Here is an 11,005-nt window from a genome sequence, read left to right on the forward strand (position 1 = left end):
CTGAGAGTTTCACCGGGCCGCCCCGCGCTGCGGCAGTCCGGCTTTCACCGTCGGTGAGGAGGGGTTCGGCGCTGGTCCGGGCCCGCCCTGCTTTCCAGAGTGACCTCGTCCGCGCGGTACGTGAGCCTGAGAGATTCCGGGGAGGAGTTGCTCCTTCGGCGCCTCCGGCAACCTCACCGGAGGACTCTCCCGCACGGGGTCGACAGCCACTTGCGAGCCTATCAGCGCACCCTGTTCCAGGGACCAGGCCCGCGCTCAAGTGGCCAACCGCCGAAAAGTACCGTTTCGTTGTACGTGTAGTTATACGTGTAGGTGGAAGTCCGTTGAACCAGGCTCGACCTGTGGGAGGGACCCCGTGCAGACCGACATCGATCCGAGGAACCTGATCGGCCGCAAGGCGTTCGACCGCGACGGGACCAAGATCGGCACCGTGGACGAGGTGTATCTCGACGACGCCACGGGCGAGCCCGAGTGGGCCGCCGTGCGCACCGGCCTGTTCAGCAGGGACGCCTTCGTGCCGCTGGAGCCCAGCAGGCTCGCGGACGACGGGCTGCGGGTCCCCTTCGCCCGCGCGCTGATCAAGGAGGCCCCCGACTTCGGCGTCGGCCGCCACCTCTCCCCCGAGCAGGAGCTCCAGCTCTACCACCACTACGGGCTCGACCTCCCCGCGGCCGAGGGCGGCCCCGCCCCGGCCCCGGACCGCGACTTCGGCCGGATAGCCGGCTCCGAGGACTGAGAGGCCGCCAGCGCCTCGGCCACCTCCGCGTCCAGCATCCGCGGCTCCACGGTCTCCAGCTCCGGGTCGTCGACGGAGAACGTCCGCACCCGGCCCGGCGGCGTGTCCGGCTCCTCGAAGCGGACCGTCACCTTCCCGACGCCGCTTCCCTGCACCCATCCCCGCCCGTACGCCCCGTGCCGTACGTCCTTTCCCGGGACCCAGCGTCGGTCCTCGGGGACCTCCACGCTCTCCGGCACCACCGGCGGCGCGGGTCTGCCCCCGTCCCGCTCCGTGCCGCCCTTCCCCTCCGCCCCGTCCGCCCCGGCCCCTCCGGCCTCCTCCAGCGCGGCGCGGGCCTGCGCGAAGAGGTCCTCCTGCGTGAAGTCCGCGAGGCCGCTCACGCCCACCCCCAGCAGCCGCACGCCCGCCGTGGTGTCCACGAGGTCGATGAGCCGCGCCGCGGCCTCCTTGACCACCGCGGAATCGTCCGTGGGGCCGCGCAGGGTCTCCGAACGGGTCAGCGTCGAGAAGTCGTAGCTCCTCACCTTGATCACCACCGTTCTCCCCGAGCGGCCCGCCGCGCGCAGCCGCTCCACGCAGCGCCCCGCGAGCCGCGCGACCTCCATCTGGACCCGCGTACGGTCCGTGAGGTCCACGTCGTAGGTGTCCTCGACCGAGACCGACTTGGCGTCCCGCTCGGCGACCACGGGGCGGTCGTCGATCCCGTGCGCCATCGCGTACAGCGACGTGCCGTGCGCCTTGCCCAGCAGCCGCAGCAACTCGGCCTCCCCCGCCTCCGCCGTCTCCCCGACGGTGGTGATCCCGGCCCTGCGCAGCGTCTCCGCCGTCGCGGGCCCGACGCCCGGCAGCGTCCGCACGGGCATCGGGGCGAGCATCTCCCGCTCGGTCCCGGGCTCTATCAGCACGAGCCCGTCCGGCTTGGCCTGCTCCGAGGCGATCTTCGCCAGCATCTTGGACCCGGCGAGCCCCACCGAGCCGCTCAGGCCCGTCGCCCCCCGGATCGCGCGGCGCAGCCGCTCCCCCACCTCGCGCTCGCCCCCGGCCGCCGCGAGGGCCTCACCGGCCTCCAGGTCGACGAACGCCTCGTCCAGGCTCAGCGGCTCCACCAGCGGCGACAGCTCCCCCAGCAGCTCCATCACCACGTCGCTCACCCGCCGGTAGAGCCCGAAGCGCGCACCCAGATACGCCGCGTTCGGACACAGGCGGCGGGCCTGGGCCATGGGCATCGCCGAGTGCACGCCGAACCGCCGCGCCTCGTACGACGCCGTGGAGACCACGCCGCGCGGGCCGAGGCCGCCGACGATCACCGGCTTTCCGCGCAGGCTGGGCTTGGACGCCTGCTCCACCGCGGCGAAGAAGGCATCCATGTCCAGATGCAGGATGGTCGGCACGCCTCTCACAGCACCGATGCTGCCCCATGGCACTGACAATCGGCGCGAGAGCCGGCGCGGCGCGGCTCCCCGCGCCCTCCCGGAGTCAGACCGCGCGGTTGCGGCGGCGGGCCAGCTCGTCCCCGGGGTGGTGCCCCACCAGGGTCTCGCCGGTGTCCACCCGCTCCCCGTGGAGCTGCGAGAGCGCGCCCTCGACGTCCTTCCAGACGACGCCCACGGCGATCCCGAAGACGCCCTGGCCGCCCTGGAGCAGATCGACGACCTCGTCGGGCGACGAGCACTCGTAGACCGTCGCGCCGTCGCTCATCAGCGTCATCCGCGCCAGATCGGTCATCCCGCGCGAGCGCAGGTGCTTCACGGCGGCGCGGATGTTCTGGAGCGAGACACCCGTGTCCAGGAGCCGCTTGACGATCTTGAGGACGACGATGTCGCGGAAGCTGTAGAGCCGCTGCGTCCCCGAGCCGTACGCGGGCCGGATGCTGGGCTCGACCAGGCCCGTACGCGCCCAGTAGTCGAGCTGCCGGTAGGTGATGCCGGCGGCCGAGCAGGCCGTGGGGCCGCGGTAGCCGACCTCTTCCGGAGGCTGGTCCCGGCCCTCCTCGGCCGGGCGGCCCGGTGGGGAGGCGGGCCGCATCAGGGGCCCGCCGGGTAGGGAGGAGTCGCCCGCCGCCGTACCGTCGCCGCCGGTGCTTGTCACGCCGACCTCCGTCCTTCACATCCCGGGTTACCCCCGGAACCTGCCCACATGAAGGTAGGCAGTCACTCCGGGTGCGTCAACGATCGCCACACTCGGCACGTCGAGTGATATTCACCCATGGAGTGGTTTCACGGGTCCGCAGGCCGGGAAAGGGTGGCCGGTTGGTCTTCGTCTCCGGCCACCGGACCGCATCGACCGCGCTCCCTCCGCGCCGCTCACTGGCTGCTGGTGCCGAAATCCTCGGGCGAGATCTGGTCGAGGAACTCGCGGAACTTCTCCACCTCGTCCTCCTGCTCGTCCGGGATCGCGATTCCCGCGTCGTCGAGCACACCGTCACTGCCGTAGATCGGCGTTCCCGTCCGGAGAGCGAGGGCTATGGCGTCGGACGGGCGTGCGCTCACTTCGACCCCGCTGGCGAACACCAGCTCGGCGTAGAACACGCCTTCCCGCAGATCCATGATGCGGACCGCGGTGAGCTCCTGTCCCACTGCTTCCAGGACGTCCTTGAAGAGGTCATGGGTCAGTGGGCGTGCAGGAGTCATGCCCTGCTGGGCGAAGGCGATCGCGGTCGCCTCCCCAGGGCCGATCCAAATGGGGAGGTATCGGTCGCCTCCCACTTCACGCAGGAGCACGATCGGTTGGTTGGTGGGCATTTCCACCCGGACACCCACGACGTCGAGCTCATTCACACAGCAACCCTAGGCCGTGCCGCGCCCGTTTGGGTAGTCGGGCAGCCTCGCGGCGAGGGCATCCGTGTGGCTTTCAGTCACCGTGCGGACGCAGCGCGGACTGCACGAGCGCGGCGTGCAGCCGTACGGAGAGGCCCGCCAGCTCCTGCGCGGTGGCTTCGGCGCGGGCGCGTGTCCGGGGATCCCTGTGCCGCCGCAGCGGGGCCACGAGCTGCGCCACGAGATCGGCCTGGCGGTCCGCCGCGGCCTTCATGGCCCGCAGATGACGGGGCTCGATCCCGTGCCTCCCCAGGTCCGCCACGAGGCGTGCGACGGTGACCTCGGTCAGTTCGTACGCCCCGTCGGACGCCGCGGCGATCAGGCCGAACGACTCCCACTCGGCCAGCTTCTCCTCGTCCACCTCGGCGACCGCGAGCAGCTCGCCGCGCCCTATCCGGACGGTGGGCGCCGGAGGCGTCACATCGGGCTCCAGGGGCTCCCTGGAGGGTGCCTGCACGGGCGGCGGCGGCTCGCCGCGGCCGAGCGCGTCCAGATGCTCCCTGATCACCCTCAGTGGAAGGTAGTGGTCCCGCTGCATCCGCAGGACGTAGCTGAGCCGCTCCACGTCCTCGGCGCTGAACTTGCGGTACCCCGACGGGGAGCGCTCGGGCTCCACCAGGCCCTCCGCCTCCAGGAAACGGATCTTGGAGACGGTGACCTCGGGGAACTCCTCCCGGAGCGTCTGGAGCACGGCTCCGATGCTCATGGGACCGCTCTGGGGGACGAGGTCCCCGGCGGCGGTGCCGGAGACGGCACCGCCCGACGGTGTTTCCAGCATGGAGCCTTCCCTGCGAGGGTCAGACGGTGCGCTGGCTCGTGAAGAAGACCAGCCGGTACTTGCCGATCTGCACCTCGTCCCCGTTCCCGAGCGGGATTCCGGACTCGATGCGCTCGCGATTGACGTACGTGCCGTTCAGGCTGCCGGCGTCGGAGACGGAGAAGACCCCGTCCGGACCGCGACGGAACTCCACGTGACGGCGCGACACGGTCACGTCGTCGAGGAAGATGTCGCTCTCCGGGTGACGGCCCGCGGTCGTCAGCTCACCGTCCAGCAGGAAGCGGCTGCCGGAGTTCGGCCCGCGCCGGACGATCAGCAGCGCGGAGCCCAGGGGCAGCGCGTCCACGGCGGCCTGAGCCTCGGGCGGGAGCACGGGCGAGGCGTGCTGCCCGGTCACCTCCGCCTCGTAGGCCTCCAGACCGGAGATGGAGATGGTGGAGGTCGTCTCGGACGCCCCCTCGGCGGGCACGCCACCGCGCAGCGGGGCGCCGCAGTTGGAGCAGAACCGGCTCGCTTCAGCGGCCTGGGTCCCACACCTGTTACACACCGGCAAGGCAGAACCTCCACCCGTAGTTGAGGTTGGCGGTGCTTCGGAACCTATGCGTCCCTGTGCGCCAGGGTCAACAGAAACCGCGCCGTGACCACCCGAATTGTCTCCGCCACGCCCAGCCACCTCGTCGCGGAACAGGGGACGCTCGCCGCTGTCCTCCGCTCCGGTCCCGGGCGCATCGGTGTGCCGGGGGGCGCGGTGCCGCGCGGCCGCGCCGTCGCCGTTCTGGCGGCTCTTGCCGAACAACTTCGCAAAAAAACTCACGGGCGATTCCCCTCGCACGAAACAGACCCGCCCGTGGGGCAGGACAGACCCTCGATGCTCTCATCAGTCACGCCGGACACCCGGTTAACGTCCGTGACCTGTAGACAGTTTCCACCACGCAGTGCTGAACAGGCCCGCCGACCCCCCGGAAGCCCTCTGGCCGTCAAACTCGCCCTCTCACTGCGATGACGACCGAGCGTAGTCAGGCCGCTTCGACGATCGCAAGGCGTCAACGGTGATCTTCTCCGAGCGGGCCACGGACACCGTGGCCTGTTCCTTCTTCAGGGTCTGGACAACCCCGCCGGGAATGTTCAACGCGGGCTCCAGGTCCTGCGGCTTGCCGATGACCTCGAAGCGGTACGGCTGCCCGATCTTACGCCCGTCCACGCGCACACCGCCGTCGGCGTCGGAGAAGTAGGTGCCCGCGACGACGCGCACCCCGTTGACCTGGATCGCCTCCGCGCCGGCGGCGCGGAGCTCCTGCACGGCGTCGAGCAGCGCGTCCGAATCGGTCGAGCCCGCGCGGTCGTTGACGGTCATCCGGATCCCGGGGCCCTCGGCCTTCACGGTGCCCGCCAGCACGCCGAGCTGGGCCTCCTTCTCCTTCGTCTGCTTCCGGGCCTCCTCCGCCTGGTCCGAGCTGCTCTCCAGCTCGGTGCGGTGGCCCTCCAGCTCCCGCTTCTCGTCCTCAAGCCGCTTGGTGCGGTCGTCGAGCTCGTCCAGGATGCGCACCAGGTCCTCGTGGCGGGCGCCCCGCAGCGCGCTGTTCTCGCTCGTGGAGCGGACCTGGATGGCCAGGCCGAGGCCCAGCACGAACAGCAGCAGCGCGACGATGAGTTGGGCGCGCGTCACCCGGGGCGGCCACACGGCCTTGACGAGCCGCTCCCGCCCGGTCAGGCCGGGGCGCTGCTCGTCCGGCCCCGGAGGTCCAGGGGTCTCGCCCGGAGGTCCGGGGGTCTCCTCCTCGGAATGCTCCTGCCGCTCCTCCTGCGGCTCCGGCAGCGGCTGCCGCCCCGGCTTCGGTGTCTCCTCGCTCATCGGCCTCACGCCCGGAAGACGTGCCGCCGGATGGCGGCCGCGTTGGAGAAGATGCGGATGCCCAGGACGACGACCACGCCCGTCGAGAGCTGCGCCCCGACGCCGAGCTTGTCGCCCAGGAAGACGATCAGCGCCGCGACGACGACGTTGGAGAGGAACGAGACGACAAAGACCTTGTCGACGAAGATCCCGTCCAGCATCGCGCGCAGTCCGCCGAAGACCGCGTCCAGTGCCGCCACGACGGCGATCGGCAGATACGGCTCGACCACCGTCGGCACCACGGGCCGGACGACGAGCCCGGCCACGACTCCGATGACGAGGCCCAGTACGGCGATCACGATGTGCTGCCCTCTCCTGTCCGTACAGGCTTAGCTGTTCGTACGATCAGGCTCGGCGCGGCCGGAAGCCGTACCTCGTCCTGAGTCGAGATGCTGGTCCGCACCCCGTAGTCCTTGTGCAGCACGTACAGATACTGTCCGTCCACGCTGTCCTGGAAGGTCCTGCTGAGCTTCTTGCCCGGTCCCACCGCGAGGAGCGTATAGGGCGGCACCAGGGGCTTGTTGTCGACGAGTATCGCGTCGCCCGCCGCGCGGATGGCCGAGCGCGAGGTGAGGCGCTGGCCGTTGATCGAGACGGCCTCGGCGCCGGACTCCCACAGTCCGTTGACCACCCGCTGCATGTCGCGGTCGCGGATCCGGCCCGTGTCGGAGAAGCCGCTGCTCTCGCGCGGGCCGCCGCCGTCGCCGGACTCGGTGTCCTTCGCGTCGTCGACCACGAGCTTGACGCCCGGCCCCTTGACGGGGGTCGCGCCGGAGAGCAGAGCCACGCGCCTGGCGCCCTTGTCGCCGTGCTTCTCCAGGGCCTTGCGCTGCTTCTCCTCGACGGAGGCACGCAGACCGTCGACGTTCTCCTGGAGCTTGTCGGCGTTCTTGCTGCCGTCCTCGATGCGCTCGATGAGCTCTTCCTTCTCCTTGGCGATGGTCGGCGCGGCGATACGTGCCTGTGCCGCGCCGACGGTCACCACGAGGGCCGCGAGCACGAGCCCGGCGGCGAGGCCGAGTTTGGCGCGCAGGGTACGCGGCAGACCGGCCCGGCCCTCGACGCCCCGGCGGGCCGCCGCTTCCGCGTAACCGTCGTCGAGGCTGTGGTCCATCACGTTCGTCAGCAGCGACATGGAGGCGTCGGGCCGCGCAGGCCGCGAGGGAGTGCTCCGTGCGGGGTGCTGCTGCGACATGCCGCACATCGTCGCACGTCGCACCCCGTGCCGCCGAATGGACCCACCAGGCTTCCAGGCGGGCGCGCGAAGTGGTCCCGGTCAGGGCACGGAGCGCGCGTACGGCGGGACTTGCCGCGCCAGAACGGCACGTTCCGCCGTACGCGCGAGAAGCGCCGCCCCTGCCTCAGCGCCCGGCGCTGTCGACCACGGCCGCCCACTCGTCGAGCAGGGCGAGCGCCGAGGTGTCGTCCGGGCCCTCGGCCCACAGGTGCGTGACGGCCTCGGCGGGGTCGGGCAGCACCATCACCCAGCGCCCGTCGGGCTCGACCACGCGCACGCCGTCGGTCGTGTCGACGGAACGCTCGCCCGCGGCCTCGACCACGGTCCGCATCACCAGGCCCTTGACGGCCCACGGCGTCGCCAGGTCGCGGCGCTGCACATGGGCGCGCGGGATCCGCGCGTCGATCTGACTCAGCGTCAACTGCGTACGCGCGACGAGCCCGATCAGGCAGACGAACGCGGCCGCGCCGTCGAAGACCGAGCTGAACTCCGGGACGATGAAACCGCCGCGGCCGTCGCCGCCGAAGATGGTCGAGTCGTCGCGGCTCACCCGCGTGAGGTCGTCGGGCGACGTCGTCGTCCACTCCACCTGCGTACCGTGGTACGCGGCGACCTGCTCGGCGATCCGCGTGGTCGTCACGGGCAGCGCCACCCGCCCGCTGCGCCGCTCGGCGGCGACCAGGTCGAGCATGACGAGCAGCGCCCGGTCGTCCTCGATGATCCTGCCCCGCTCGTCGACGAGGGAGAGCCGCTCGCCGACGGGATCGAACCGCACGCCGAAGTCGGCGCGCGCGGACGCCACGATCTCCCCGAGCCGCACCAGCCCGGCGCGGCGCCGCTCGACGGTCTCGGTCGGCCGTGACTCGTCCAGCCCCGGGTTGATCGTCAGCGAATCGACACCCAGCCGACCCAGGAGGCTGGGCAGGACGAGCCCCGCGCTGCCGTTCGAGGCGTCGACGACGACCTTGAGCCCGGACTCGGCGACTCCGGTCGTATCGACAGTGCGCAGCAGGGAGCCGGTGTACGAGTCGAAGACGCTGGACGGGATGCGCAGATCCCCGATCTCCCCGGGGAACGCGCGACGGTACTCCTGACGGGCGTAGACCCGGTCCAGCTTGCGCTGACTGGCCTGCGAGAGGTCGGCGCCCCGCTCATCGAAGAACATGATGTCGACGGAGTCCGGCGTCCCCGGCGTCGTCCTGATCATGATGCCGCCCGCGCTTCCGCGCGCGGTCTGCTGCCGGGCCACGGGCAGCGGGACGTTCTCCAGATCGCGTACGTCTATGGCGCTGGCCTGGAGCGCGGAGATCATCCCGCGCTTGAGGGCCCGCGCGCCGCGCGAGTGGTCGCGCGCCGTGGTGACCGTGGACCCCTTCTTGAGCGTGGTGGCGTACGCCCCCGCCAGCCGTACGGCCAGCTCGGGGGTGATCTCGACGTTCAGGATCCCGGAGACCCCGCGCGCGCCGAAGAGATGCGCCTGGCCGCGGGACTCCCAGATGACGGAGGTGTTGACGAACGCGCCCGCCTCGACCGTCTTGAACGGGTAGACGCGCACATTGCCCTGGACGATCGACTCCTCCCCGACCAGGCACTCGTCGCCGATGACCGCGCCGTCCTCGATCCGCGCGGCCCGCATGACGTCGGTGTTCTTGCCGATGACGCAGCCGCGCAGATTGCACTGCTGGCCGATGTAGACGTTGTCGTGCACGACGGCGCGGTGCAGGAAGGCACCGCTCTTGACGACGACGTTCGAGCCGATGACGGAGTGCTCGCGGATCTCGGTGTCGGCCTCGACCTTCGCGTAGTCCCCGATGTAGAGCGGGCCGCGGAGCACCGCGTCGGGGTGCACCTCGGCGCCCTCGGCGACCCAGACGCCGGGCGAGATCTCGAAGCCGTCCATCTCGGCGTCGACCTTGCCCTCCAGGACGTCGGCCTGCGCCTTCACATAGCTCTCGTGGGTGCCCACGTCCTCCCAGTAGCCCTCGGCGACATAGCCGTAGATCGGCTTGCCCTCCTTCATGAGCTGCGGGAAGACGTCACCGGACCAGTCGACGGAGGTGTCGGCCTCGACGTAGTCGAAAACCTCGGGCTCCATGACATAGATGCCTGTATTGACGGTGTCGGAGAAGACCTGGCCCCAGGTGGGCTTCTCCAGGAAACGCTCGACGCGCCCGTCGTCGTCGACGATGGTGATACCGAACTCCAGCGGATTCGGCACACGCGTCAGACAGACGGTGACGAGAGCGCCGCGTTCCTTGTGGAAGTTGATGAGCTCGGTGAGGTCGAAGTCGGTGAGGGCGTCTCCCGAGATGACGAGAAACGAGTCGTCCTTGAGTGCTTCCTCGGCGTTCTTGACGCTGCCCGCGGTACCCAGCGGCTTCTCTTCGTTCGCATACGTGAGCTCCATGCCGAGTTCTTCGCCGTCCCCGAAGTAATTCCGGACCAGGGAGGCGAGGAACTGCACGGTCACGACGGTCTCGGTGAGCCCGTGCCGCTTGAGCAGCCTCAGCACATGCTCCATGATCGGCCGGTTGACCACCGGCAGGAGCGGCTTTGGCATGCTCGCGGTCATCGGGCGAAGGCGAGTGCCTTCGCCACCAGCCATGACAACGGCCTTCATGTCGGAAGCGTCCTCCTCGCAGAGACGACGGTCTAACCGACTTCACCCGTCCAGGATGGCCCACATGTTCAGATAACGGGCACTCAAGCCTTCACGACGCTGGAAAGGCAGGCTCAGTCGGCTGTGGCGTCCGCCTTGATCAACCGGCGGACCTGGACCACGTAGAGGACCCCTGCCCACCAGTACAGAGCCGTACCCCAGCCTGCGAACGCCCATCCGAAAATAGCAGCGAGTGACGCGACCCATCCACTTCCGTCACTCAAGAGCAGCAGGGGGAAGGCATACATCAAGTTGAATGTGGCAGCTTTCCCAAGAAAGTTCACTTGGGGCGGCGCATACCCGTGGCGGTCCAGCACCCACACCATGACCAGCAGCAACAGCTCCCTCGCGAGGAGCACGACGGTGAGCCAGAGCGGAAGGATCTCCCGCCAGGTGAGTCCGACGAGGGTCGAGAGAATGTAGAGCCGGTCGGCCGCGGGATCGAGAATACGGCCGAGACTGCTGACCTGGTTCCAGCGCCGCGCGAGCTTCCCGTCGAGGTAGTCGCTCACCCCGCTGAAGGCGAGCAGGAGCAGCGCCCAGCCGTCGCAGTTGGGCCCGTCGAACACGGGCCACAGGATCAGCCACAGGAACAGCGGCACGCCGACCAGCCGGGCCATGCTGAGGATGTTCGGGATGGTGAGGACCCGGTCCGTCTGGACCGCCGTCTCCTGGACCTCCACCCGGGGGCCTCCTGTGTTCAACCGTGCCGACGATGCTCCCCGACCTTACCCGCAGCCGCCCGGCACGGGTGCGCCGGGTGGGGCATGAAAGGCCCTTGAACGCGAAGAAGCCCCGTTGACACTGACCGTGTCAACGGGGCTTCTTCTATGTTTAGTTCGGCGGTGTCCTACTCTCCCACACGCTCCCGCATGCAGTACCATC

The 11,005-nt window shown here is 70.1% G+C and carries 11 protein-coding genes and 1 riboswitch; of the genes, 1 reads left to right on the plus strand and 10 read right to left on the minus strand.

Going from position 1 to position 11,005, the window contains the following annotated elements:
- Positions 1–104: 104 nt before the first annotated feature.
- A riboswitch (glycine riboswitch) is annotated at positions 105–202 on the minus strand.
- Between the two features lie 153 nt (positions 203–355).
- A complete protein-coding gene (locus ACGF3A_RS29365) occupies positions 356–736 on the plus strand; it encodes a PRC-barrel domain-containing protein (RefSeq protein WP_393733371.1) in 381 nt (126 codons plus the stop codon).
- Here ACGF3A_RS29365 and ACGF3A_RS29370 read toward each other — a convergent pair.
- The 10 genes from ACGF3A_RS29370 to ACGF3A_RS29415 form a co-directional block, all read right to left on the minus strand.
- Positions 649–2,139 (minus strand): DNA polymerase IV, encoded by a 1,491-nt coding sequence (locus ACGF3A_RS29370; protein WP_393733372.1) that lies wholly within the window; start codon positions 2,137–2,139, stop codon positions 649–651. The genes ACGF3A_RS29365 and ACGF3A_RS29370 overlap by 88 nt on opposite strands.
- A 76-nt stretch (positions 2,140–2,215) precedes the next feature.
- Positions 2,216–2,764 (minus strand): MerR family transcriptional regulator, encoded by a 549-nt coding sequence (locus tag ACGF3A_RS29375; protein WP_393733404.1) that lies wholly within the window; start codon positions 2,762–2,764, stop codon positions 2,216–2,218.
- Positions 2,765–3,042: 278 nt separating this feature from the next.
- The gene (locus ACGF3A_RS29380; RefSeq protein WP_326692205.1) at positions 3,043–3,516 is read right to left on the minus strand and encodes a bifunctional nuclease family protein; all 474 of its coding nucleotides are present in this window, start codon (positions 3,514–3,516) and stop codon (positions 3,043–3,045) included.
- 73 nt (positions 3,517–3,589) lie between these two features.
- Positions 3,590–4,333, minus strand: a complete 744-nt coding sequence (locus ACGF3A_RS29385) for a MerR family transcriptional regulator (RefSeq protein ID WP_393733373.1) — start codon at positions 4,331–4,333, stop codon at positions 3,590–3,592.
- 19 nt (positions 4,334–4,352) lie between these two features.
- Positions 4,353–4,880, minus strand: a complete 528-nt coding sequence (locus ACGF3A_RS29390; RefSeq protein ID WP_393733374.1) for an FHA domain-containing protein — start codon at positions 4,878–4,880, stop codon at positions 4,353–4,355.
- Positions 4,881–5,324: 444 nt separating this feature from the next.
- Positions 5,325–6,185, minus strand: a complete 861-nt coding sequence (locus tag ACGF3A_RS29395) for a DUF881 domain-containing protein (RefSeq protein ID WP_393733375.1) — start codon at positions 6,183–6,185, stop codon at positions 5,325–5,327.
- A 5-nt stretch (positions 6,186–6,190) separates the two neighbouring features.
- A complete protein-coding gene (locus ACGF3A_RS29400) occupies positions 6,191–6,523 on the minus strand; it encodes a small basic family protein (protein WP_393733376.1) in 333 nt (110 codons plus the stop codon).
- Positions 6,520–7,419 carry a DUF881 domain-containing protein gene (locus ACGF3A_RS29405; protein WP_393733377.1) on the minus strand — a complete coding sequence of 300 codons (900 nt, stop codon included), beginning with the start codon at positions 7,417–7,419 and terminating at the stop codon, positions 6,520–6,522. Before ACGF3A_RS29405 ends, ACGF3A_RS29400 begins: the two co-directional genes overlap by 4 nt.
- A gap of 166 nt (positions 7,420–7,585) precedes the next feature.
- Positions 7,586–10,081, minus strand: a complete 2,496-nt coding sequence (locus tag ACGF3A_RS29410) for a sugar phosphate nucleotidyltransferase (protein ID WP_393733378.1) — start codon at positions 10,079–10,081, stop codon at positions 7,586–7,588.
- Positions 10,082–10,194: 113 nt separating this feature from the next.
- Entirely contained in the window at positions 10,195–10,803 is a 609-nt protein-coding gene (locus tag ACGF3A_RS29415; RefSeq protein ID WP_393733379.1) for a CDP-alcohol phosphatidyltransferase family protein, read from the minus strand.
- Positions 10,804–11,005 lie beyond the last annotated feature (202 nt).

The sequence above is a fragment of the Streptomyces sp. NPDC048172 genome, assembly GCF_043202595.1.
Classification (GTDB): Bacteria; Actinomycetota; Actinomycetes; order Streptomycetales; family Streptomycetaceae; genus Streptomyces.

What these genes read in the sequence shown, in the direction of transcription:
- ACGF3A_RS29410 (WP_393733378.1), bottom strand. Translation starts at nt 10,081, where the DNA reads ATGAAGGCCGTTGTCATGGCTGGTGGCGAAGGCACTCGCCTTCGCCCG.
- ACGF3A_RS29405 (WP_393733377.1), bottom strand. Translation starts at nt 7,419, where the DNA reads ATGTCGCAGCAGCACCCCGCACGGAGCACTCCCTCGCGGCCTGCGCGG.
- ACGF3A_RS29385 (WP_393733373.1), bottom strand. Translation starts at nt 4,333, where the DNA reads ATGCTGGAAACACCGTCGGGCGGTGCCGTCTCCGGCACCGCCGCCGGG.
- ACGF3A_RS29375 (WP_393733404.1), bottom strand. Translation starts at nt 2,764, where the DNA reads ATGCGGCCCGCCTCCCCACCGGGCCGCCCGGCCGAGGAGGGCCGGGAC.
- ACGF3A_RS29395 (WP_393733375.1), bottom strand. Translation starts at nt 6,185, where the DNA reads ATGAGCGAGGAGACACCGAAGCCGGGGCGGCAGCCGCTGCCGGAGCCG.